The organism is Acidithiobacillus ferrooxidans ATCC 23270 (genome assembly GCF_000021485.1).
GTDB lineage: Bacteria > Pseudomonadota > Gammaproteobacteria > Acidithiobacillales > Acidithiobacillaceae > Acidithiobacillus > Acidithiobacillus ferrooxidans.
Window position 1 is genome coordinate 1170146 of the sequence record NC_011761.1, and the last position, 22709, is coordinate 1192854.

The following is a 22709-nucleotide window of genomic DNA, read 5'->3' on the forward strand; positions in this document are numbered from 1 at the left end:
CACTGCTGGCTATCGGCCTCGGCAATTGCCGGCGGCCCATTTGACGTGGGAGGACGTTTAAATGTGTGGCCTCGTGGGTTGGATAGGATCAGATGCGTCCACCCGCGCCGGTGCCGTGGCGTATGCGCGTGACCTTATGGTATCTAGGGGGCCCGACGATGCCGGTATTTGGCATGATGATCATGCTTGCATGGGCTTTCGGCGTCTGTCTATCCTGGACTTGAGCATCGCAGGCCACCAACCCATGCTCAGCGTCGACAGTCGCCTTACGCTGGTCTTTAATGGCGAGATATACAATTTCCGTGAACTACGGAAGTTGCTAGAGAATGAGTACACCTTCCGCTCTCATACCGATACGGAAGTTCTATTGCATGGATACCGTGCCTGGGGCTGGGAGGGGCTGCTGGATCGTATCGACGGCATGTTCGCCATCGCCTTATGGGATGCGAATATGCAACAGCTACATCTGGCGCGGCATCGGTTTGGGAAAAAACCGTTATTTTATGCGCAGACGAACCTTGGCTTTGCTTTCGCCTCCACCCTGGAGGCATTGCGATCTCTCGCAGGGCTAAATGAAGTAGATTTGGCCGCCGTAGATGCTTTCTTGGTGTACCAGGCCGTGCCGGCCCCGTTGACATTCTTCCGGGGAGCGAGCGCTTTGCTTCCAGCGCACGCACTGACCTACAGCTTGGAAACTAGGGATCTAAGCGTTGAACGGTATTGGGATGTTGCCGTGCGCCCCTTGGAACGAATTGACGAATCTGAGGCGATAGATCACGTTGATCACCTGCTGCGTACCGCCGTGCGTCGCAGACTGATAGCAGACGTTCCCGTAGGTGCGTTTCTTTCGGGAGGGATAGATTCAGGTCTGGTGACCTCCATGATGGCGCAGGAGGGTACCGTGGAGACCGTCACCCTGGGTTTTGCCGAGGCGGCCTTTGATGAGCGTGTCTATGCCCGACAGGTTGCCGCGCGGTGGGGACTGCGGACCCATGAAACCGTGCTGAACGTGGAAACTCTGGTAGAACAACTGCCGCGCATACTTTCACAGGTGGGCCAGCCCCATGCCGATGTGTCTCTGGTCGCCACCGATGCGGTCGCGGCAGCAGCCCACGAACATTTTACGGTAGTCCTCAATGGCGATGGCGGCGATGAGGTGTTTGGCGGTTACGCCAGACCGGTGGTCGCACGCGCGGCGGCGCAGGTACGTCGTATAGTGCCCGGTCCCCTTCGTGCTACCTTTAGAAGATTTCCTTGCGGCGGCCCCGGACCCATGCGCAAGCTTGGCTTGCTGCTGCGCGCGGCCAGCCAACCACCTGAGAGCACCGCGATCTATACGCGCGGCCTGCGTGGCGTACGTGCGCAAGCCTATGCACCTGCCTTTTGGGACACCGTGGCGCAGATTGATCCGGATGCCCTTTATCGCAAAGCCTGGGCACACCTGGACCAAGCCGAGGATGCCGAGCGCGCCTTATATCTGGATCTGACCACCTATCTTCCCGATCAACTGCTCTCCAAAATGGATACGGCCACCATGGCGCACAGCCTCGAGGCGAGATCTCCGTTGCTGGATCGTGCGTTGGTCGAGTTCGGTATGCGCCTACCCATTACTCTCAAGCTTAAGCATTACCGGACCAAGTACCTGCTCAAGCGCTTGGCCGAACGCTATTTGCCGCACGACGTTATATACCGTCGCAAGCAGGGCTTCGTCATTCCCCTGGCGGCATGGTTACGCGGACGTTTGTTGCCCTATGTCGAGGCGGCATTTCGTCACCAATCCTTTGTGTCTCGCGAATGGCTGCTTGCCGACTTTCTGTCTGAATTGCTGACACGGTTCAAAGCCGGAGATGATGCGGTGGCGGGAACCTTATGGACGGTCTTCGTGCTGGCCATTTGGGCAGCATTGCTCGACGGGGAATTGAATGCATCCGATTCCCTCGACGCGCTCCTGACTGGATGAGCGAAATGGACAGGTTAAGAACCTTGCAATTGGGTATGAATGCATTCAGTGAGTATCCTGGCGGTCTGAGCCGCGTACATTTCGAACTGATGCGACATCTGCCTGATGTCGGCGTGGAGTGCGTAGGGCTGGTGGCGGGCAGCGCCGCTGTTGCTGAACAAAGCGGTGGCCAGGTGCGCGCCTTCGCGCCAGCCAACGCGCCTTTGTGGCAGCGCTGGCAGGGGGTGCGCCGCGAGATGGCGACCATGACCGCGAACTTTCGCCCGCAACTCGTGGTTTCCCATTTCGCCTTCTATACTTACCCTGTCTTGCGGCAGATCAAGGTACCTCTGGTGGTCCATTTTCAAGGCCCGTGGGCGGATGAAGGCGCGGTGGAGGGTGGGCGAGGGGCGGCGCGCATCATCAAGCGATCCATCGAAACGGCGGTGTATCGGCGCGCGCGGCGGCTGATTTGTTTGTCCCAGGCCTTTGCTACGCTGCTGGTGGAACGCTATGGAGTTGATCCGGCGCGGGTTCGGATTGTGCCGGGCGGAGTCGATGCGGGGCGTTTTGAGGGGGTTCCCGATCCTGCCGTGGCGCGCGAGCGGCTGGGCTGGCCGCAGGATCGCCCGATCGTTTTCGCCGTGCGCCGCCTGGTGCGGCGCATGGGGCTGGAAGACCTGATCGAGGCTATGGTGGAAGTGCGCCGCCGTGTGCCGGATGTTCTGTTGCTCATTGGCGGGCGTGGCCCTTTGCAGGGTGAGTTGACGGCGCGCATTGAGCACTTGGGTCTCACCGACCATGTGCGCCTGCTCGGCTACCTATCCGACGAGGCTTTGCTGCTGGCCTACCGGGCGGCGGATATCACGGTGGTGCCAACGGTGGCGCTGGAAGGTTTCGGATTGATCGCTGCCGAGTCGCTGGCGGCGGGCACCCCGACCCTGGTAACGCCGGTTGGGGGCTTGCCCGAAGTGGTGCGCGATCTCTCGGCCAACTTGGTGCTGCCCTCCACCGGCCCAAGGGCATTGACCGAAGGACTCTCGGCCGCCTTGCGGGGCGACATGGCGCTGCCCGATACGGATGCCTGCCGCGCGTTCGCGCGAGAGCGCTATGACTGGCCAAACATTGCGATACAAGTGCGCGCGGTTTACGAGGAGGCTCTGCAAAATGACTGAGACAGGACTGAAGGCCGAAGTTTTGCCGACGGGAGTTGCTGTTACATCAGGGCCGCATACGCCGCGGGTGCTCTTTGTGAATCAAGCTTGCGTACTGGGTGGTGGTGAACTGTCGTTGCTGGATATCGCCAGACTGTTACCTTTTCAAATTCGCGTGGCGTTGTTCAAGGACGGTCTGTTGCGAGAACGGCTGAAACAGGCGGGTGTGACGGTCGATGTGTTGGACCCTACAGGCAACGGGCTTTCGAAGATACACAAAGATTCGGGCTGGCGCGAAGCCTTTGGCTCTCTGACGCAGCTGGTGCGCATCACCTGGCGTTTGCAAGGATTGGCAAAAAATGCAGACGTCATGTACGCCAATTCGCAAAAGGCCATGGTGGTGAGCGCGCTGGTCTGCATCACAGCCCGTAAGCCATTAATATGGCATCTGCGCGACATTCTGAGTGCGGAACACTTCAGTCCGACCATGCGCCGGGTAGCTGTCACGGTGGCAAATGCGCGTGCTTCTGCAGTCATTGTGAATTCCCACGCCACCGGCGAGGCTTTCGTCGCTGCGGGGGGGCGTCGCAAACTGGTGCGCGTGATACACAACGGCATCGATCCGAAGCCTTTTGATGGTATTACCGCTCATGAGGCGGTTCTGGCGCGTGCTGAGTTGAGGCCTTTGGACAACAGCTTTTTGATCGGGGTATTCGGGCGTCTGGCTCCGTGGAAGGGGCAGCATGTGGTTCTTGAAGCGCTTTGCAGTTTGCCAGGGGTATGCGCCGTTTTTGTAGGCGATGCGCTTTTCGGGGAAACGGATTTTGTGCATGTATTGCATAAACGTGCCGAACGAGAGGACCTCCGTGAACGAGTACGTTTTTTGGGGTTTCGTAATGACATACCTCGACTGATGCGGGCGGTTGATGTCGTAGTCCACAGTTCGGTGAATCCTGAGCCTTTTGGCCGGGTCATTGTCGAGGGTATGCTGGCCCGGCGTCCAGTGGTGGCGAGCGCGGCGGGCGGAGTGTTGGAAATCATTGAAGACGGTGATACTGGCCTACTTTACCCGCCAGGAGATGGTTTAGCCCTTCGGGCACAGATCGAGCGGCTACGAAATGATCCGGCGTTGTGTGAACGACTGGGTGCTTCCGGGTATAAAAAAGCGCAGGAGTATTTTTCCATACCTGCGATGATTGATGGTGTCAACAGCGTCATTACCGAAGTTTCTTCGCCAAGACGACGGTCTGTATGAATCCGCTGATCCCCGTCATCCTCTCCGGTGGTGCCGGCACGCGGCTCTGGCCCCTGTCGCGCCAGAGCCATCCCAAACCCTTCCTGCGATTGCCCGATGGCGAGAGGCTACTGCAAAAGATCCGGCAGCAGTTCGGACAGTTTGACTGGGATAAAAGCGACGAACAGACCTGGCAGGTGCTTGCGGAGGCTGCGGAAGACTGATGCGCATCGCTATTGTGCATGACTGGCTGGTGGTTTACGCCGGAGCGGAACGGGTCTTGGAGCAGATGCTCACATGTTATCCCGACGCAGATCTCTTCAGCTTGGTGGATTTTTTGCCGACCGGTCAGCGCGCATTCATCCGCAATAAGCCGGTCATCACGTCTTTTATCCAGCGCCTGCCCAGGGCGCGCAAGAAATACCGGGGCTATCTGCCCCTCATGCCCCTGGCCGTGGAGCAGTTCGACCTCTCCGCTTATGACCTGGTTTTGTCCAGCAGCCATGCGGTGGCCAAGGGTGTGCTGACCGGGCCGGATCAGTTGCATCTGTGCATGTGCTATTCCCCCATCCGCTATGCCTGGGACCTGCAGCATCAGTATCTGCGGGAGGCGGGACTGGTGCGGGGCGTCAAGGGCTGGGTGGCGAAGTTGATCCTGCATTATGTTCGTCTGTGGGATGTCCGCACGGCCAATGGCGTGGACTGCTTCATCGCCATTTCCCACTACATCGCCCGGCGCATCCGCAAGGTGTACCGGCGGGAGTCCAGCGTCATCTATCCGCCGGTGGATGTGGCGGATTTTCCCATGTACCGGGACAAGGAAGATTTCTACGTCACCGCCTCGCGCATGGTCCCTTACAAGAAGGTGGACCTGATCGTCGAGGCCTTCAGCGCCATGCCGGACAAGCGTCTGGTGGTGATCGGGGATGGGCCGGATTTCGCCAAAGTCCGCGACAAGGCGGGGCCGAACGTGCAATTGCTGGGCTTTGCGGGCGCGGAGGTCCTGCGCGACCACCTGCAACGGGCGCGGGCCTTCGTGTTCGCGGCGGAGGAGGACTTCGGCATCGCCCCCCTGGAGGCCCAGGCCTGCGGGACGCCCGTCATCGCCTTTGGCAAGGGCGGGGCGCTGGAGACCATCATCCCCCTGCCGGAGGCGGAGCGCGCCGGGTCGTCCCCCACACCCACCGGCGTATTCTTTTACAAACAATCCGCCGCGGCCATCATCGCCGCCGTGGAGCGCTTCGAGGAAGCGGGTGCGGCCATCACCCCAGAAGCCTGCCGCGAAAACGCCCTGCGCTTCGCCCCGGAGCGCTTCCGCGCGAAGTTCACCGCCTTCGTTGGGCGGGAGTGGGCAGCATTTCGGGAGGACGCATGACACTTTTGCTTACCGGCGCCAACGGCTTCGTCGGCCGGTATGTGCAGGCGGCTAGGACATTTGGCCGCGATCGGGGGGGGGTGGGGGGGGTGGAGATCCCGTTGGCGGGCAACCATGGGGAAATCTTCGACTTCAACCCCATCCAGAAAGAGCGCATGGAGAAGAAGGTGCGCCAGACTAACGCTATCAGCGTCAGATGGCGCGACAGCGCACCAAGGCGGCCAAGGAAAAACGTTCGACCAGCGCGAACTATCGAAAGACCAAAAACGTCTCGCCCTGGCACACCCGTATCATTGCCCCGCCAGAGTGAATGCGTTGGCTGCCGACCGGTGATACACTTTCTGCCATTGCTGGTTGTGCTGAAGCATTTCGAAAGGGGGCGCTCATGAGCACTGCAACTGAAGTGGTGCTTCAAAAGATGAAGGCGGATCGTCTCGCTGTCTGTCGACAATTGTCTGAGGATTACCTGCAGATCGCCAGAGAAAAGCTTTTGCCATCTCTCATCGATTTGTTTGATCCAGATACTATTTGGGTCTTTGGCTCGGTAGCGCGCCGCACTGCCACCGAAGATTCGGACATAGACCTTTTGATTGTCAGCGGCCCTGGACTGGATGGCGTTCCTTGGCTAAAAAGACAGCAGATGGCTATGGAGGCGGTGACTCAGACCGGGATGCCTTTCGGTTGCGATATCATCGTTTGGACGGAATCGGAATGGAAGAAGGAAATGCGAGGATGCAATGGGATACAGCGGGAATGCCTCAGGAATAACGAGGTGATTTATGAGCGATGAGACACGACTGGATCGCAGCAGACAGTGGTTTGATGCAGCATTTGATGAGCTAAAAGCCTCTAAAACGCTATTGGATAATGGATCTTATGCTCAGTCCTGTTTTTATGCGCAACAGTCCGTGGAAAAAGCCATGAAAGGCGTTATGGCCGCCGACGGCAAAGCAATAACCACGCACTCCATTGCGAAGTTGATGACTAATCTGCCCCAGGATAGTCAGCTCGACGATATGGAACCCATCCGGCTGGATAAATTTTATATTCTGACGCGTTATCCGGAATCTCTGCCGGAAGGCGCGAGCATAAGGCAGATATTTGGCAGGCGAGATGCAGAAGACGGCTATGCCACAGCATCGGGAACTGTACACTTGTTGGCCGGTTGGGCCAAAGAGTTGGGCGTCACGATTCCTGAACTGACTGAATCTCCCCACTGAGCGTGAGGCGAGCTTTGATGCCCTGGTGCGGATGATGGCTGAGGCGGATCTGCGGCGAGTGGCGGAGTAACCGCGCTGTGCTTATCATTGCCTCGCCAGAGGGTAATGATTACAATGAGATCATTGCCATCAATGCTGAATGAGGTTCACATGGCGTCTTTGACGATTCGTAATCTTGATGATGGTCTGAAATCTATGCTTCGGATGCAAGCCGCGCGCCATGGGCATTCCATGGAGGAAGAGGTGCGCAGTATTTTGCGCCAAGCCTTGTCCAGGCCTGCTCCCGACACGGGTTTGGGCCAGCGTTTGGCAAGTCGCTTTCAGGCCGTGGCGACCCAGTTGCCTATCCCCGCGAGATCACTCCCACGTACCCCGCCGAACTGGGATATGCCTGCATGATTTTGCTGGATACCAACGTCTTGTCCGAGTTCATGCGCCCGGCCCCGTCCCTTCAGGTCGTGGCGTGGCTTGATGCACAAGCGGCTGAGCAGGTATGGGTCTGTGCCATCAGCCGTGCCGAAGTTGAACTGGGTGTTGCCTTGTTGCCGGATGGACAGCGCAAACTGGGGCTGCAAGTGGCAGCCAGAGCGATGTTTTCTGAAGAATTTGTCGGGCGTTGCCTGCCTTTCGACGAGCAAGCGGCAACCTGTTACGCAGGCATTGTGGCATCGCGTACCCGCCTTGGGCGCCCTATCAGTGTCGAAGATGCACAGATTGCAGCCATCGCCCTGACCCATGGTTTGACGCTGGCCACACGCAATGAACGTGATTTTGCATGGATTGAAGATCTTTCGGTCGCGAACCCCTGGCAGACAGAGACATGAGACCAGGGGAATGGGTGGCATGATTCTCGCCGCCAACCCCCAGGTTCTGCCGCCCGGCCGGTCGCGAAAAAGCCGCGAATCTGCGTTGGCTGCTGGCCGACGATACATGGCCATTGCTTGATCAGTTGCGCTGATGCATTTCGAAAGGGGGCACTCATGAGCACTGCAACTGAAGTGGTGCTTCAAAAGATGAAGGCGGATCGTCTCGCTGCCTGTCGACAATTGTCTGAGGATTACCTGCAGATCGCCAGAGAAAAGCTTTTGCCATCTCTCATCGATTTGTTTGATCCAGATACTATTTGGGTCTTTGGCTCGGTAGCGCGCCGCACTGCCACCGAAGATTCGGACATAGACCTTTTGATTGTCAGCGGCCCTGGACTGGATGGCGTTCCTTGGCTAAAAAGACAGCAGATGGCTATGGAGGCGGTCGCTCAGACCGGGATGCCTTTCGGTTGCGATATCATCGTTTGGACGGAATCGGAATGGAAGAAGGAAATGCGAGGATGCAATGGGATACAGCGGGAATGCCTCAGGAATAACGAGGTGATTTATGAGCGATGAGACACGACTGGATCGCAGCAGACAGTGGTTTGATGCAGCATTTGATGAGCTAAAAGCCTCTAAAACGCTATTGGATAATGGATCTTATGCTCAGTCCTGTTTTTATGCGCAACAGTCCGTGGAAAAAGCCATGAAAGGCGTTATGGCCGCCGACGGCAAAGCAATAACCACGCACTCCATTGCGAAGTTGATGACTAATCTGCCCCAGGATAGTCAGCTCGACGATATGGAACCCATCCGGCTGGATAAATTTTATATTCTGACGCGTTATCCGGAATCTCTGCCGGAAGGCGCGAGCATAAGGCAGATATTTGGCAGGCGAGATGCAGAAGACGGCTATGCCACAGCATCGGGAACTGTACACTTGTTGGCCGGTTGGGCCAAAGAGTTGGGCGTCACGATTCCTGAACTGACTGAATCTCCCCACTGAGCGTGAGGTGAGTTTTGGTCAACTACCCCGGACTGAAGTCCGGAGCTTGCAAGGAGGTACGCAGGTTGGGTTGACCAGGGGGCCGGAGTAATCCGGCAGACGTTGGATACGGGTCGCTCAGACGCACCAGTGGATGCTTCCTCAGTCCACTGCTCTGCAAGGTTGGGATCGTGCTGGCGAAAGGTAAAACGCCGAAGGTTTCAGCCGCTGCTGGAAACAGCAGGAGCCGGTATCCATCCGCCCCGAGGGGATATTGACCGCAAGGTCAGAGTTACCAGGTGCGTAAGCACTGACAGGTCCGTAAGGACATAGGAGAGAAAGTGGCCGTATTTGTACTGGACCGAAGGAAGCGACCGCTGATGCCGTGCTCGGAGAAACGGGCGCGGTTGCTGCTGGAGCGCGGGCGCGCACGGGTGCATCGCATGGTGCCCTTCACGATCCGGCTGGTGGACAGGTTGCAAGCGGATTCCGTATTGCAACCTTTGCGTCTGAAGCTCGACCCCGGCAGCAAGACCACGGGGCTCGCGCTAGTGCGGGAGAAAGAGACGGTGGATGTTTCTACGGGCGAAGTCCTCCGCGCCATCACCATCCTCATGCTGCTGGAACTGAAGCATCGGGGCCAAGCGATCCGCGACGCCCTTGCCAGCCGGGGCGCGTTTCGCCGGCGGCGGCGTGGGCAGTTGCGGTATCGCCCCGCCCGCTTTGACAATCGGACGAAGTCGGAAGACTGGCTGGCGCCGTCTTTACAACATCGGGTGGATACGGTGCTGGCCTGGGTAAACAGGTTGATGCGTCTGGCGCCGGTGACGGCGCTGTCTCAGGAGCTGGTGCGTTTCGATAACCAGACCATGCAAAATCCTGAAATCTCCGGAACGGAGTACCAGCAGGGCACCCTGTTCGGGTATGAGGTGCGGGAATATTTGCTGGAGAAATGGGGACGGGAATGTGCCTATTGCGGGGCGGAGCATACGCCGCTCGAAATCGACCACATCCACCCCCGCAGTAAAGGCGGCAGCGATCGGGTGAGCAATCTCACCATCGCCTGTCATGACTGCAACCAGGCCAAAGGCAATATGCCTATAGAGCAGTTTCTGGCGAAGTTTCCGGAGCGTATCCGCAAGATACTGGCCCAGGCCAAAGCACCATTGCGCGATGCGGCCGCAGTCAACAGCACCCGCTGGGCATTGTTCCAACGGCTCAAGGCGACGAATTTACCCGTCGAAGTCGCCAGCGGTGGACGGACGAAGTGGAATCGTCATCGGTTGCAGGTGCCGAAAGAACATTGTCTCGATGCCGCCTGCGTTGGGCATGTGGATACGATAGAGCATTGGAATCAGTCTGTACTTAGTATCAAAGCGACGGGACGCGGCAGCTATCAGCGCACGCGCCTGACAAGGCACGGATTTCCGCGCGGATATCTGACCAGAAGCAAAAGCGCCTTTGGGTTCCAGACCGGGGACATGGTGAAGGCGGTAGTGACCAAAGGCAAGAAAGTAGGTACATACCTGGGCCGCGTCGCCATCCGCGCCAGCGGTAGTTTTAACATTCAGACCGCAACAGGGCTGGTGCAAGGCATTCATCATCGCTTCTGCACACGAATTCAGTGCGCAGACGGGTATGGATATTCGTGGACCAAGATAGCATCGACACAAGGAGAAGCGGGAATGAGGGCGGCTCACGCCGCCGCGCTATCCCTCCCCGGGCTGAACCCCGGGGTTTCCCGCGCAAATGGATGAACTGGTGCGGATGATGGCCGAGGCCGATTTGCGGCGAGTGGCGGGAGAAGTTGTGGAATGAACCCCCTGATCCCCGTCATCCTCTCCGGTGGTGCCGGCACGCGGCTCTGGCCCCTGTCGCGCCAAAGCCATCCCAAACCCTTCCTGCGATTGCCCGATGGCGAGACGCTGCTGCAAAAGACCCTGCACCGGGCGCTGGCCCTGCCGGAGGTGACCCGTTTCCTCACCGTGACCAACCGGGAGTATTACTTCCAGAACCGGGACGTCTATGCGCAGGTGCCCGGAGCGGCGGAGCGGGAGGCATTTTTCCTGCTGGAGCCGGTGGGTCGCAACACGGCACCGGCCATCGCCGCCGCCGCCCTGCAGGCGGAAGCCCTGGTCGGGCCAGAAGCCACCCTGCTGGTGCTCCCCGCCGATCATCTGGTGCAGGATCAGGCCGCCTTTGCCACCGCCGTCGCGCGGGCGCGGCGTCTTGCCGAAGAAGGCTATCTGGTGACCTTCGGTATCACCCCCGCCTGGCCGGAGACCGGTTATGGTTACATCGAAAGTGGGGAAGCCCTGACCCGGAGCGGTGACATACTGGGTTTTGCGGTGCGCCGCTTTGTGGAAAAGCCCGATGCGGCTACGGCTGCGGCTTTTCTAGCCCAAGGGGATTATACCTGGAACAGCGGCATGTTCTGCTTCCGCGCGGATGCGTTTTTATCCGCCCTTGCGCGCCACCAGCCGCAGGTCAGCGAGGACACCCGCGCCGCCTGGAGCGAGGGGCGCTGCGAGACGGATTTCCGTGAACTGACGCCGGCATTCGCGCAAGTGACGGATATATCGGTGGATTATGCCGTCATGGAGCACGCCGAACGGGTGGCGGTAGTGCCAGGCGATTTTGGCTGGAGCGACATCGGCTCATGGACGTCTTTCGGCGCCCTGATCCCCGAGGATGGCAGCGGTAACCGGGTGTTGGGGGAAAGCGTGCTGGAGGATGCGCAACACTGCATCGTCCATAGCGCGGACCGCCTGACCGCCCTGCTGGGCGTAGAGGATCTGATCGTGGTGGATACACCCGACGCGCTCCTCGTCGCCCGCAAGGACCGCGATCAGGATGTGAAGCGGATCGTCGCCGAACTCCGACACCGCGGTCACGATGCCTGCAATCTGCACCGCACCGTCCACCGACCCTGGGGTACTTACACGGTGCTGGAGGAGGGCTCCCGCTTCAAGATCAAGCGCATTCTGGTCAAACCGGGCGCGGCGCTCTCTTTGCAGATGCATTACCACCGCAGTGAACACTGGATCGTGGTCTCGGGCACCGCCAAGATCGTCAACGGCGGCGCGGATCACCTGGTCCAGACCAACGAGTCCACCTATATCCCCGTCGGCACCCCCCACCGTCTGCTCAACCCCGGCGTCATCGACCTGGTCATGATCGAGGTGCAAAGCGGCGAGTATCTGGGCGAGGACGATATCGTGCGCTTCGATGATCGCTATGGGCGGGTAGCGCCGTGATGGCGGGGCGCTGTATTTCTGGGTATCCGCATCCGTACTAATTTCATCGGGGAGGCTGCAGCTTGCGACAGGCGATTTGCAGTCGCATAATCAACACATGAGCGCCCATATGCTCGGCATAGGGAATAACTGGAGGTGTGAGCATGCTTGATAAGCGCATTACGATTGATCCATCTATTTGCCATGGCAAGCCCTGCATTCGCGGTTTACGTTATCCTATAGAAGATATTCTGGAATGGTTGGCAAGCGGCATGTCCATAGAGGAAATCCTAGCTGACTATGAAGATCTGGAGCGTGCGGATATCCTCGCGTCTCTTGATTATGCTGCGCGATTGGCGCAGATAAAAAGAGTTGATCGATTGGTTTCATGAAATTTTTAGTTGATGCGCAATTACCGAGACGATTGTCACTCTGGCTTATGAAGCAGGGCTATGATGCTAAACATACATTGGAATTACCGTTAGGCAACCGCACTCCAGATGCTGATCTAATAGCCATTGCTGATCGAGATGATCGCGTTCTAGTGACGAAGGACGATGATTTTGTGCAGAGTTTCTTCGTGTCTGGCCGTCCGCGGCGATTATTGCTGGTGGCTACTGGAAATATTACCAATGAAGACCTTTTCAGCATTTGGCAAAAACATATGGGCCTAGTTCATAATGCTTTCCTGGCGGCGCAGTTCGTGGAGTTTTCTAAAGCTGAGATTCTCATCCATCAGTGAAGCCGCTTATCGTGCGCATCGATGATCGCTATGCACGGGTAGCGCCGTGATGGCGGGGCGTGGCGCCGTTGACAGCGCATTTCTCTGTTCACAAAGTAGTGCCGAAACCTATTCTATGAGGTGTGGTTATGAGAACGGTGACTGCCGCAGATGCCAACCGCCAGTTTTCCAGCGTCTTGCGCGAGGTAAGTCAAGGCGAAACCTTCACCGTGGTATCCAGAGGCAGGCCGGTGGCGACCATCGCCCCCGCCAGCGCCGATCACGCCCGGCGCAGCGCGGCAAAGGCCCGGTTGCTGGTCCGCTTGCGCGCGCAAGAGAGGACGGGGGCGCGCGATTGGTCGCGGGAGGAGTTGTACGAGTGACGGCCCTGCGGGTCGCGCTGGACACCAATATCCTGGCCTATGCGGAGGGCGTTGGCGACGATGCGCGTTGCACCGCAGCCATCGCATTGATGGAACGGTTGCCCGCTGAAGGGATTTTGCTTCCGGCGCAAGCCTTGGGCGAGTTGTATCGGGTGATGAGCGGCAAAGCCAAACGCGATGCCGCCGCCGCCAGGGAGGCCATCCTGGGCTGGGCGGATAACTTCGAGGTCGTCGATTCCACCTGGGCGGCTTTTCAATCTGCGCTGGATCTTTCCGTGGATCATGGTCTGCAGGTCTGGGACGCTTTGATCCTGTCGGTAGCTGCGGAAAGCCGCTGTCGCCTCCTGCTCAGCGAGGATTTGCAGCCAGGCTTCACCTGGCGTGGCGTGACCGTGGTCAATCCCTTTGCCACGCCCCATGCGCCGCTGCTCGGCGGTATTCTGGGCATCGGTCGGCAGGAAAAATGAAAAAAAAGCGCGGCAACTCAAGGTCTTCCTGGCCCTCCCTGCTGCTTTTCGGCGGCGATGCCCTGGCGCTGGCGGTCGCTTTTTGGTTCGGCCGTATCGCCCATGCCCTGTATTACGGACAGGATGTGGTTTGGGTCCTGTTGCATTGGTGGGGGGAGGCGTACTCCGCCAACCTGCTCCTCTTCCCGCTCATGAGCTGTACCGCCTTGCTCTGGTTTTATTACCGGGGGCATTACGCGCGTCAGAAGGCTTTTTGGGACGAGCTGGGGGAAGTCATCCAGGTCATCTCCGTCCTGGCTGTCCTCAATGCGGCTTTCGCCTTTTCCGGCAGGCTGCCATTGTCGCGGCTGTGGCTGTTCAGTACCTGGGTGCTGGCGCTGATCCTGCTGCCCCTGTTGCGGATGGCCATACACTGGTTCATCTCCCGCCGCCGCGGCTGGCAGCGCCCTTATGCGCTGCTGGGGTGCGGCGCCAATGCCGCAGAGGCGGCGCGGGCCTTTGCCAGCGAGCCGCTGCTCGGCTACCGGCTGCAGGCGGTGTTGGTGCCCTCGGAATTGGATGCCGTACACTGCGCCATTCCTGCGGATGTGCCCCGCGTTCCGCTGGGGGCGGACCCGCTGCAGACCATGGCGGCGCTGGGTAACCCCCATGTGGTGCTGGCGCTGGAAATGGATCAGTGGCAGACCATGGAAAACCTGGTGTGGAATCTCGGCATGCGCTATCCCGACCTGACCATCGCACCCCCTTTGCGAGGCCTGCCCATTTTCGGGCTAGAAACTTTGCACTTTTTCAGCCACGAGATATTCATGCTGCGGGCGCGGGACAACCTCGCCCGCCCCGGGCCGCGGATCATCAAACGCGCCTTTGATCTGGTGGCGGCCAGCATTCTGGTGCTGCTCCTGTCGCCCCTGCTGCTCTTTCTGGCGTGGCGGATTCGCCGGGACGATGGCGGGCCGGTGTTTTTTGTGCAGGAACGGGTAGGGCGGGGTGGGCAACCCTTCCCCTGTTACAAGTTCCGCAGCATGGTCATCGATGCCGAAAGCCGTCTGCGGCAATATCTTACCAGCCACCCCGAGTTGCACGCCGAGTATCAGCGCAATTTCAAGTTGCGTGATGACCCCCGCGTGACCCACATCGGGCGGTTCCTGCGCCGCACCAGCCTGGATGAACTCCCCCAATTGTTCAACGTGCTCCGGGGCGAAATGAGTTTGGTGGGCCCGCGTCCTCTGCTGGACCGGGAGCTGGAGTGCTACGGCAACGGTTTTGCCCTCTATCGCCAGGTACGCCCCGGAATCACCGGCCTGTGGCAGACCAGCGGTCGCTCTGAGACCACCTTCACCGAACGCGCCTCTCTGGATGCCTGGTACGTGAAGAACTGGTCCCTGTGGTATGACATCGTCATCCTCCTGCGCACCGTCAAGGTGGTGTTGCTCCGGGACGGGGCATATTGATTCCGTGACGAAGGAAGCGCAATGGCGATAACGCTCTCTCAGGATGCACAAAAGGTGATGCAGGCGTCGGCCCTCATCTGGACCTGGCATCCCGCCAATCTGACACTCGACGCGCTGGGTGCGCTGATTATGAAGCAAGCCCATGGCAAGGCGTTCACCCATGCGGCGGTCGTTGATGCGCGAGCGGAACTCTTTGCTGCCGGTCTGCTGGTGGATCAGGTGGTTCGCCCGGCTTACGCCCGGTTGGCAGACTCCGTCCGGCTGAAACAATACCGCGAACTGCTGAATCGGTTTACCCCCGAAGTTTTGCGTCAGGCCCTGATCCGGGTGGTGGAACTGGACACCAAAAGATCCCATGGCTGGCCCCGCCTGGCGCGGGAAACCGGCATTGCCCTGTTGCGCCTGGGCGTATATACAGGCAGCACCCCGCAAGAGATGGAAACGCTGTGGCGGCAACTGCGGGTCATTTACGCATGGAAGGAACTGATTGCCCCGGCCTGCGTTGATGGTTTTGATCCGGACCGGATGTCCGGGGTGGATGCACGGTTTCGCGAAATCATCCTGCACCAGGCGTTCAATGCGTTTTCCCACCAATGGGACGCCAGTGCGCTGCCCGCGTTTCAATGGCTGATGACGCAACCCAGGGAATCCCAAATGTCCCCGGCGTTGCGCTATCCACTGGCGGAAGCCCTGCTGCATCGTGGGGAACTGGGGCACTTGCGGGACGTGCTCAGAGACGATGAAAATCCTGAGGCCGAAGCCTTGCGTGCTTGTGCACTGGTCCAGGAAGGCCAGTGGGCGGCGGCGCAGAAGATGTTTGAACCCGCGCTGAAAGCCTTGCGGCAGGAAACGGGGGCGAGAAAGCAGCTGCTGCCAGAAACCATCCTCTGGATGTATCCGTTGTGCCTGCTGGCCCAGCAAACCCCAAATCATCTGCTATTGGCCCGAAAATTTTGCATTACGGAATCCGGCTCGCGCAATCCCAGCACATTGGATCCCTGGGGTGCGTGGGTGCATGGCATCGATGTGCGCCTTGGGGACGCGGCGCTGAACAGCCATGCCCTATTTCACACCGGGTATTCGCCACTGGCTTTGTTATGGTTCGCCCTGTTGCGCGCCTGGTTGGGCCCTAAAGTCGTGCCCGCCGTAACGGACAAGCGACAAAAGGACCTTCGTCAGAAGGCTATCGCCACAGCGCACGAACAATTACGGGCCTGCGGTTTCACCTGGCTGGACACCCAATTGACGGCAGCCGACGAGGTCTATGCCGGGGGTGAAGCACCGGAAAACTGCTTTATCGGCGGTGGAGCGCAAAGCTGGCAAACCGTTCTCGCCTCCCTGAGGGCATTGGGTGCGCCAGCGGTGGCACCGAACGCCCCGGACAAGGCCACCCGTCTGGTGTGGGCGGTGACCTTGAATGACGACGGTGCGATTCAGGACATTCAACCCCTGGAACAGAAACAGGGCGCGCGTGGCTGGGGTACACCCAAACCCATCACATTGGCCAAACTCGCCAACAGCCAGCGGCTGGAACCCTGGGATGCACAGGTGGTCCTGGCCATTCATGCGCGACAGGGTCGTTCGCGTGACTACTTCATGGATCGGGCCGCTGCCATCCTGGCTCTCGTAGGACACCCTTCCGTGGTGATGTCTGATGCGATGGATATTCCCGTAGATGTAGTGGCGGGTACCCCCGACATTGAGGTCACCCACGATGGGAAACGATACATTCTGGAAGTGCGCCCCAATCTGCGTGCGGCCCCGGATACCCGCAACGGATACTTTGCCGATGGCAGTCTTGAAAAACGGGAGCAGGAAGCCTTGCGCGCCATCACGGTCGTACGCGACTCCCCGCAACGGATCCGTGTGGTCCAGTTTACCCCGGCCCAGCGCCATGCCGTCCAGCTCATGTCCGGTCGTCTCAGCATACCGGATGAAGCACAGCCGGAACTACAGCAAACGCTGGAATCATTGGCCGGTCATTTTCAGATACAGTCCGACCATGCGACGGCAACCCACGAAATGGACGCGGACCCGCATTTGCGCGCCGAGCTTTCACCGGCGGGCGATGGCCTCATGCTGCGTCTGGTGGTGGCTCCGCTGGGACTGGATGGTCCCCGGCTGATGCCCGGCAGTGGACATGCGCGGGTGATGGCTGCAGTGAAAGGGGAGACCTTCGGAGCGAACCGCGATCTGGATGCCGAACGCCAGCATTTGAACGCCGTGCTGGATGCTCTGCCCTTCCTGTCCGCCCCGGGCCAAGGGGATGTTGTGTGCGAATGGGTCGTGGATGACCCGGAATCGGCTTTGTCCCTGGTGGAAGTCCTGCCGACCTTGTCCGCAGTGGCAGCCGTGGATTGGCCGCGCGGCAAGGCGTTTCGGGTACTGACGGTGAACGCTCGACAACTCAGCGTACAGATCAGCAGCGGTCGCGACTGGTTTGCCCTCAAAGGGCGCGCGCAGGTGGAAGAGGACCGGGTACTGGAACTGGAAGCTCTACTTGCCGCCGCTGCCGGAAACAGTCGGTTCGTGCCGATGGGTCAGGGGCTTTATGTCGCGCTGACCCGGGATTTGCGGGAGCGTTTAAGGGATTTGTCCGCCATTGCCGAGCATCGCGCCGACGGTTTGCGGGTGCCGACCCTCGCCGCTTCCTGGCTCAAGGAAACGCTGGAAGGCGCGGCCACCAAAGCGGATAAGGGTTTTCTGGAGAAAGTCGAACGCTTGCGCGCCGCCCAGGATCGGTTGCCAGCATTGCCGACCAGCCTACAGGCCGACCTGCGGCCCTATCAGGAGGAGGGCTATGTCTGGGCCATGCGTCTGGCGGAAGCGGGCTTTGGGGCCTGCCTGGCCGATGACATGGGATTGGGCAAGACCCTGCAGGCCATCGCCGTGATGTTGGCCCGCGCGGATGACGGACCTGCACTGGTGATAGCGCCCACCTCGGTGTGCGGCAACTGGCTGGCGGAAACGCGGCGTTTCGCACCCACCCTGCAGCCTTTCCTTTACGGGGAAAGTGATCGCGACGACCTGCTCAAAAAAGCAGGTCCCATGGATGTGGTGATCGTGTCCTACACCATGGTTCAGCAAGCCCAGGAAGCCTTTGCCGCACGCGACTGGCATACGCTGATCGTCGATGAGGCGCAGGTCATCAAGAATGCCGTAGCCAAGCGGTCCCAAGCCATTTTTCAGATACCGGCGGACTTCCGGATGGCGCTTTCCGGCACTCCCGTGGAAAACCGCCTGGCCGAATTGTGGTCCATCATGCGTTTCTGCAATCCAGGGCTGCTGGGGCCATTGTCGCGCTTCAATGAGCGCTTTGCAGGCCCCATCGAGCGTAACCGCGATCGGGATGCGCAACGACTGCTGCGCCGTCTGATTGCCCCATTTGTACTGCGGCGCACGAAATCCCAGGTGCTGGATGACCTGCCACCGCGCACGGAACTGGTGTTGTCCCTGGCGCTGGAGGGGGCGGAATCGGCGCACTATGAGGCATTGCGACGGCAGGCCATTGTCGAAGCCGAAGCGGCCATCGCGCAATCCGGATCGCAGGCCCATTTTCATATTCTCGCGCAACTTACCAAACTGCGCCGGGCCGCCTGTGATCCACGGTTGGTGAGCCCCAATCTGGACATCGTCGGCGCCAAGGTGCGTACTTTCGCGGATCTCGCTGGTGATCTCTCGGCCAATGGACACAAGGCGCTAGTGTTCAGCCAATTTGTGGATTTTCTGACCCTGCTGCGTGAACCACTGGACGCGGCGGGAATTCCCTACCAGTATCTGGACGGGTCCACACCGGTTGCCGACCGCGAACGGCGCATCCGGGACTTTCAGGCGGAAAAAGGGAACCTGTTTCTGATCAGCCTGAAAGCTGGAGGATTTGGGTTGAACCTGACCGCCGCGGACTATGTCATCATTACTGACCCCTGGTGGAACCCCGCCGCGGAAGATCAAGCCATGGGCCGTGCGCATAGGATAGGTCAATTGCGACCGGTGACGGTCTACCGGCTGGTCGCACAGGGAACACTGGAGGAGCAGATCATTGCGCTGCATCATGACAAACGGGCGCTGGCCGATGGCGTGCTGGCCGATAGCGGTGAAGCCATGAGTTTGCCTTCCCAGGATGATCTGCTGTCCCTGATGCGGGGGACAGCAGATGAGGCCAGATAACGAGCGATGGCACCATCTCCGAATACCAGGCCAGTCCACTGGGGGGGGGTGGTCAGGATCGGTCTTTGGGGTGGTCCAAGACGGGAAGCGGTCGTTCATTCTGAAGTTTCACCGAATTTCATATTTCCGTGAGCGCCGACCCTCAAGCCACCATACGCATGAGCGCTTGTGTGAATGATTTATGGAGGGGTTGGCGACGTTCGCCGCACGGAAGACCCCGGTAGCGGGAAACCCACTTGTGCAGGCCGCCATGCGGCAACGCAATCACCCGCTGAATGTCCAAGCCTATCGATCTGTCTTCTCTGGAAACAGTCCGGGCATCCAGCGTGAAGCGAGCGTTGCGGGGAAGGTGAGGTGCAGCGGTGCGCGCGTGCTCTCGGAGGTGACCACGCCATAGTCGATAAGGGCGGAAACGACGCGGCGGGCCTGACGCTCGCCGGTCCCGACGATGGTGGCAGTATCGCCGCGCGGCAGATCGCCGCGATAGAGCAGCGCTTCGAGGATGTTGTTGGCCTTGGGCGGCAGCTTGTTCAGGCGCATTTCCTCCTCGGCCCATGTGAGGATGCGCGTACGAAGCTGGTCGGGCTGCATCAGCCCTTCCATGAATTTCACCTGATCGAGGCAGGTGGTCAGGAAGAATTCCGTGAAAGCTGCGAGGTTTTCTTCGCTGAGGTTCCCCCGCCCATCGAGATCGTTGCGGCGCGTCTCGTCGCAGGCGGCGAGGTGGCTTTTGTATTCGTGGACGTTGCGCGCGAGCCCGCGCGCAATCGACCAGACCGCGCCGGTATCGAGCGCGTCCAGCAGCGTGGCATGCGAGACGAGGCGCGCGACGCGGCCGTTGCCGTCCAAGAACGGGTGAATCCATGCCAGGCGATGGTGCGCCGCTGCCGTTGCGATAATGGTCTCCGTCTTGCCGAGCTTCGCATAGACCTCCTCGTAGCGCTTGAGGAAGTGTGGCACGGCCGGTGCGCTGACCGGGATATGCCGGCCGACCTGCACGTTGCGCTGGCGCAGTTCACCGGGGATGACCCTGATCTTCTCTTTGGTTTGTGGGTCTTCGATCCACAGCAGTTCTTCGGGCAGCAATTCGCAAAAGCGCCGGTGGATTTCGAGGATCGCGTCGGTTGTCGTGGCTGGAGCCTTGAGCCCGCCGGTGTCGATCCAGTGCTGAACGGCGATATGAGCCTTGGCCTCAAGCTGCAGGTCGCGCTTCTTGGCGTCCTGACTGTAATCGTCCTTGAGCGCGCGCTCGATGTCGATCGGGTGCGTGTCGTGGCCCTCGATCAGGTTGCTGTAGTAGCAGTTCATCGCCCGCACGAGGGTGGCAAGCGAGCCGAACAAGCTGTCGGGCAGGGAGCGGCGAAAGCCAGCACTCCTGGCGGCCAGTTCGACCGCCAAATCGGTCAGTGCCGCCCGGTGCTTGGAGTCGGCGCCGATCAGCAGCGGCTCCATGGTCGAGATCAGCTCGCCCCGGTCCTTGGCCGCTTTTGTGTCCGCTTCTATGTCCGGTTTCTTGTTGGTCATATCTCATTATATAACAATGTATTGGTTCTGAGAAACCTACTTGTCAGGCCGCTTTAAAGTCCGGTTCTGTGTCCGGTTAGATGGACCTTTGGAAGGTTGGTTCAAGGGGGCGAGCCCGTCTGCAGAGTCTTGCAGGTGGCCCATTGTACTGTAGAGCGCCTGATGCGATCTCAAAGTTGCAAGGGGTTCGGCGGGACCAGCGGCAACGTACGACGATTCCTGGTCCGCTGACTCCTTGTCCTTTGGATCTGCGGCAACGCGCCCATAGAAAGTTTGCTGCCCGGCTTGGGCATTTCCTGTTCCAACCAGCGATGAAAGCCCAGCCCTTGGATAAATGCGCATTCCGGCGATCGTGGGCAGTGATTCCGCTGATCGTGGGCACCCGCGAAAAGCGTACATTCTGGTCACCGTCATTTTATGCTCAGGTGGTCACGATGGGTCAAGTTTTGGTGTTTCGTGAGCATCACGATGACGGCGCAGGGAGTCCCCTTTCAAATCGAGTCGGTGGGCACTTTGCAGCAACCGGTCCAGCACCGCATCGGCCACGGTCGGTTCACCCAAGTATTCGTGCCAATGGTCCACAGGGAGTTGGCTAGTAATTAGCGTGGCTCGTTGGTTCACCCGATCCTCAATGATCTCCAACAAATCTCGCACGTCTTCCCCGTTCATGGGGGCAAGCCCCCAGTCGTCTAAGATAATCAAATCCACCTTGGCGAGCGTATTCAGATAGCGACCGAAGCTGCCGTCACCGTGACGAATCCGGAGCTCCTCAAATAGGCGCGGTAAGCGCAAATAACGAACGCTTAATCCCTGACGGCAGGCCTGGTGGCCCAGGGCACAGCCCAGCCAGGTTTTGCCGGTGCCGGTGGCGCCAGTAATCAGCAGATTATGGCCTTGCCGAATCCAGGTGTTCTGGATCAGTGCCATCACCTTGGATCGGTCCAGTCCACGGGAGCCGCGATAGTCGATATCCTCCACACAGGCATTCTGCTTGAGATGGGCGAGCTTCAGCAGGCGCGTCAGACGGCGTTGGTCCCGGGCACAGAGTTCTCGGTCCAGGAGCAGACCCAGACGCTCCTCGAAGGAGAGATCCTGGATCTGGGGGAGACGAGATTGTTCGTCCAGAGCCTCAGCCATGGCGTAGAGATTGAGCTGACGCAGCGCGTTCAGAGTGGGTTGTTGTAACATGCGATTTTCCTTCCTGTTCAATGGTAGTAGCGGGGTCCGCGGATGTTGTCGTGAGCGGGCAGTGGAGCCGCCTTTTGAGATGTCTCCGGTCTCTGGTCCAGTCCCTGTTGCAGGATGGATTTGACGCTGTTGGTGGTCGGGGATCCCACCTTCATCGCCCGGAGACAAGCCGCATTCAGGCGGGTTTTGTCATAGCTGCGGGAAAGACTGAGCAAGCCCAGGCAGGAACGATATCCTTGCTCGGGATGGGGTTTGCTCTCCAGCTGCCAGCGCACCACATCCCGGGTCGCGGGGCCGATGGAGAGCGCCCAGTTCAGTAGCCGTCCAGGGGTCCATTCGCTGTGCCGCTGATGGGCCTTGGGCATGTGCTCCGTGAGCGTGCTGCAGCGGCCCTGACTGTCCTCGCGCAGGTGGCTGGCCACCCGTTGCTGCTGATGGAATATTTCTACGGTTCGGGCACTGACCAGCAGATCGACCCGCTCATGGGCCAGACGGTAAGGGACCGAGTAACGATGCCTGTTATACTCCACGTGGTAGTCGATGCTGACCTTGGCGGTTTTCCAGACGGCAAAGGCATAATCCTGCGCCGGCAGGGGTTTTAGGGCGGGTCTATCCAAAGCCTCGAAGGTGCTTTTACGGCTGCCTGGCAGCCGTTTGAACGGACGCTGATTCAGATCCTCCAACAGGCGGCGGATCTCCATGTTGAGATCCATCAGCGAGAAGAACTGGAAGTGGCGTAGACGCGCCAGAATCCAGCGCTCCACCACCTGCACGCCGACCTCGACCTTCGCCTTCTTGTAAGTCATCAACTGCCTGTCATTCCGACAGGCATTCGCCCATAGACGTCACCTTTGAG

Annotated in this window: 20 protein-coding genes and 2 pseudogenes; 19 read left to right on the forward strand and 3 right to left on the reverse strand. The window is 59.5% G+C overall.

Annotated elements, in window-relative coordinates; translation table 11 throughout:
- Positions 1–61: 61 nt before the first annotated feature.
- From asnB to AFE_RS06440, 19 genes and pseudogenes are all read left to right on the forward strand, one after another.
- Positions 62–1960: an asparagine synthase (glutamine-hydrolyzing) gene (gene asnB / locus AFE_RS06345; RefSeq protein WP_012607024.1), complete on the forward strand. Its 1899-nt coding sequence runs from the start codon at positions 62–64 to the stop codon at positions 1958–1960.
- Positions 1961–1965: 5 nt separating this feature from the next.
- Positions 1966–3114: a glycosyltransferase family 4 protein gene (locus AFE_RS06350; RefSeq protein ID WP_012607025.1), complete on the forward strand. Its 1149-nt coding sequence runs from the start codon at positions 1966–1968 to the stop codon at positions 3112–3114.
- Positions 3115–3229: 115 nt separating this feature from the next.
- Entirely contained in the window at positions 3230–4348 is a 1119-nt protein-coding gene (locus AFE_RS06355; protein WP_158303822.1) for a glycosyltransferase family 4 protein, read from the forward strand.
- Positions 4345–4467: pseudogene (locus AFE_RS17070) on the forward strand (sugar phosphate nucleotidyltransferase); the annotation flags it as partial. The gene AFE_RS06355 and the pseudogene AFE_RS17070, both read left to right, overlap by 4 nt.
- A gap of 83 nt (positions 4468–4550) precedes the next feature.
- A complete protein-coding gene (locus AFE_RS06365; RefSeq protein WP_012607027.1) occupies positions 4551–5702 on the forward strand; it encodes a glycosyltransferase family 4 protein in 1152 nt (383 codons plus the stop codon).
- Positions 5703–6087: 385 nt separating this feature from the next.
- On the forward strand, positions 6088–6492 hold the full coding sequence (locus AFE_RS06375) for a nucleotidyltransferase domain-containing protein (RefSeq protein WP_012607029.1): 405 nt from the start codon (positions 6088–6090) through the stop codon (positions 6490–6492).
- Positions 6482–6922 carry a HEPN domain-containing protein gene (locus AFE_RS06380; RefSeq protein WP_012607030.1) on the forward strand — a complete coding sequence of 147 codons (441 nt, stop codon included), beginning with the start codon at positions 6482–6484 and terminating at the stop codon, positions 6920–6922. The genes AFE_RS06375 and AFE_RS06380 overlap by 11 nt, the downstream gene beginning before the upstream one ends.
- Before the next feature lie 150 nt (positions 6923–7072).
- Positions 7073–7321, forward strand: coding sequence for a FitA-like ribbon-helix-helix domain-containing protein (locus tag AFE_RS06385; protein WP_148208620.1), 249 nt, complete (start codon positions 7073–7075; stop codon positions 7319–7321).
- Positions 7318–7746: a type II toxin-antitoxin system VapC family toxin gene (locus tag AFE_RS06390; protein ID WP_012607032.1), complete on the forward strand. Its 429-nt coding sequence runs from the start codon at positions 7318–7320 to the stop codon at positions 7744–7746. Before AFE_RS06385 ends, AFE_RS06390 begins: the two co-directional genes overlap by 4 nt.
- A gap of 156 nt (positions 7747–7902) precedes the next feature.
- Entirely contained in the window at positions 7903–8307 is a 405-nt protein-coding gene (locus tag AFE_RS15360; protein WP_012607033.1) for a nucleotidyltransferase domain-containing protein, read from the forward strand.
- Positions 8297–8737: a HEPN domain-containing protein gene (locus AFE_RS06400; protein WP_012607030.1), complete on the forward strand. Its 441-nt coding sequence runs from the start codon at positions 8297–8299 to the stop codon at positions 8735–8737. The genes AFE_RS15360 and AFE_RS06400 overlap by 11 nt, the downstream gene beginning before the upstream one ends.
- A gap of 320 nt (positions 8738–9057) precedes the next feature.
- A complete protein-coding gene (gene iscB, locus AFE_RS06405; protein ID WP_012607034.1) occupies positions 9058–10473 on the forward strand; it encodes an RNA-guided endonuclease IscB in 1416 nt (471 codons plus the stop codon).
- A 57-nt stretch (positions 10474–10530) separates the two neighbouring features.
- A complete protein-coding gene (locus AFE_RS06410; protein WP_012607035.1) occupies positions 10531–11973 on the forward strand; it encodes a mannose-1-phosphate guanylyltransferase/mannose-6-phosphate isomerase in 1443 nt (480 codons plus the stop codon).
- A 143-nt stretch (positions 11974–12116) separates the two neighbouring features.
- Positions 12117–12344 (forward strand): DUF433 domain-containing protein, encoded by a 228-nt coding sequence (locus AFE_RS06415; protein ID WP_012607036.1) that lies wholly within the window; start codon positions 12117–12119, stop codon positions 12342–12344.
- Positions 12341–12694 (forward strand): DUF5615 family PIN-like protein, encoded by a 354-nt coding sequence (locus AFE_RS06420; protein ID WP_012607037.1) that lies wholly within the window; start codon positions 12341–12343, stop codon positions 12692–12694. Before AFE_RS06415 ends, AFE_RS06420 begins: the two co-directional genes overlap by 4 nt.
- A 128-nt stretch (positions 12695–12822) precedes the next feature.
- Complete coding sequence (locus AFE_RS06425; RefSeq protein ID WP_041645783.1) at positions 12823–13056, forward strand: type II toxin-antitoxin system Phd/YefM family antitoxin; 234 nt, start codon at positions 12823–12825, stop codon at positions 13054–13056.
- Complete coding sequence (locus AFE_RS06430) at positions 13053–13523, forward strand: PIN domain-containing protein (protein WP_201763905.1); 471 nt, start codon at positions 13053–13055, stop codon at positions 13521–13523. Before AFE_RS06425 ends, AFE_RS06430 begins: the two co-directional genes overlap by 4 nt.
- A complete protein-coding gene (gene wbaP / locus AFE_RS06435; RefSeq protein WP_012607039.1) occupies positions 13520–14974 on the forward strand; it encodes an undecaprenyl-phosphate galactose phosphotransferase WbaP in 1455 nt (484 codons plus the stop codon). Before AFE_RS06430 ends, wbaP begins: the two co-directional genes overlap by 4 nt.
- 21 nt (positions 14975–14995) lie before the next feature.
- Positions 14996–19141, forward strand: a complete 4146-nt coding sequence (locus AFE_RS06440; protein WP_012607040.1) for a DEAD/DEAH box helicase — start codon at positions 14996–14998, stop codon at positions 19139–19141.
- Positions 19142–19426: 285 nt separating this feature from the next.
- Here the strand turns inward: AFE_RS06440 and AFE_RS06445 are convergent, their stop codons facing one another.
- From AFE_RS06445 to AFE_RS06455, 3 genes and pseudogenes are all read right to left on the reverse strand, one after another.
- Positions 19427–20665: a Fic family protein gene (locus AFE_RS06445; RefSeq protein ID WP_041645788.1), complete on the reverse strand. Its 1239-nt coding sequence runs from the start codon at positions 20663–20665 to the stop codon at positions 19427–19429.
- A gap of 429 nt (positions 20666–21094) precedes the next feature.
- Positions 21095–21853, reverse strand: a complete 759-nt coding sequence (istB, locus tag AFE_RS06450; protein WP_012607042.1) for an IS21-like element helper ATPase IstB — start codon at positions 21851–21853, stop codon at positions 21095–21097.
- 17 nt (positions 21854–21870) lie between these two features.
- Positions 21871–22647: pseudogene (locus AFE_RS06455) on the reverse strand (Mu transposase domain-containing protein); the annotation flags it as partial.
- Between the last annotated feature and the right edge of the window lie 62 nt (positions 22648–22709).

What these genes read in the sequence shown, in the direction of transcription:
- asnB (WP_012607024.1), top strand. Translation starts at nt 62, where the DNA reads ATGTGTGGCCTCGTGGGTTGGATAGGATCAGATGCGTCCACCCGCGCC.
- AFE_RS06350 (WP_012607025.1), top strand. Translation starts at nt 1,966, where the DNA reads ATGGACAGGTTAAGAACCTTGCAATTGGGTATGAATGCATTCAGTGAG.
- AFE_RS06365 (WP_012607027.1), top strand. Translation starts at nt 4,551, where the DNA reads ATGCGCATCGCTATTGTGCATGACTGGCTGGTGGTTTACGCCGGAGCG.
- AFE_RS06375 (WP_012607029.1), top strand. Translation starts at nt 6,088, where the DNA reads ATGAGCACTGCAACTGAAGTGGTGCTTCAAAAGATGAAGGCGGATCGT.
- AFE_RS06380 (WP_012607030.1), top strand. Translation starts at nt 6,482, where the DNA reads ATGAGCGATGAGACACGACTGGATCGCAGCAGACAGTGGTTTGATGCA.
- AFE_RS06385 (WP_148208620.1), top strand. Translation starts at nt 7,073, where the DNA reads ATGGCGTCTTTGACGATTCGTAATCTTGATGATGGTCTGAAATCTATG.
- AFE_RS06390 (WP_012607032.1), top strand. Translation starts at nt 7,318, where the DNA reads ATGATTTTGCTGGATACCAACGTCTTGTCCGAGTTCATGCGCCCGGCC.
- AFE_RS15360 (WP_012607033.1), top strand. Translation starts at nt 7,903, where the DNA reads ATGAGCACTGCAACTGAAGTGGTGCTTCAAAAGATGAAGGCGGATCGT.
- AFE_RS06400 (WP_012607030.1), top strand. Translation starts at nt 8,297, where the DNA reads ATGAGCGATGAGACACGACTGGATCGCAGCAGACAGTGGTTTGATGCA.
- AFE_RS06410 (WP_012607035.1), top strand. Translation starts at nt 10,531, where the DNA reads ATGAACCCCCTGATCCCCGTCATCCTCTCCGGTGGTGCCGGCACGCGG.
- AFE_RS06415 (WP_012607036.1), top strand. Translation starts at nt 12,117, where the DNA reads ATGCTTGATAAGCGCATTACGATTGATCCATCTATTTGCCATGGCAAG.
- AFE_RS06420 (WP_012607037.1), top strand. Translation starts at nt 12,341, where the DNA reads ATGAAATTTTTAGTTGATGCGCAATTACCGAGACGATTGTCACTCTGG.
- AFE_RS06425 (WP_041645783.1), top strand. Translation starts at nt 12,823, where the DNA reads ATGAGAACGGTGACTGCCGCAGATGCCAACCGCCAGTTTTCCAGCGTC.
- wbaP (WP_012607039.1), top strand. Translation starts at nt 13,520, where the DNA reads ATGAAAAAAAAGCGCGGCAACTCAAGGTCTTCCTGGCCCTCCCTGCTG.
- AFE_RS06440 (WP_012607040.1), top strand. Translation starts at nt 14,996, where the DNA reads ATGGCGATAACGCTCTCTCAGGATGCACAAAAGGTGATGCAGGCGTCG.
- AFE_RS06445 (WP_041645788.1), bottom strand. Translation starts at nt 20,665, where the DNA reads ATGACCAACAAGAAACCGGACATAGAAGCGGACACAAAAGCGGCCAAG.
- istB (WP_012607042.1), bottom strand. Translation starts at nt 21,853, where the DNA reads ATGTTACAACAACCCACTCTGAACGCGCTGCGTCAGCTCAATCTCTAC.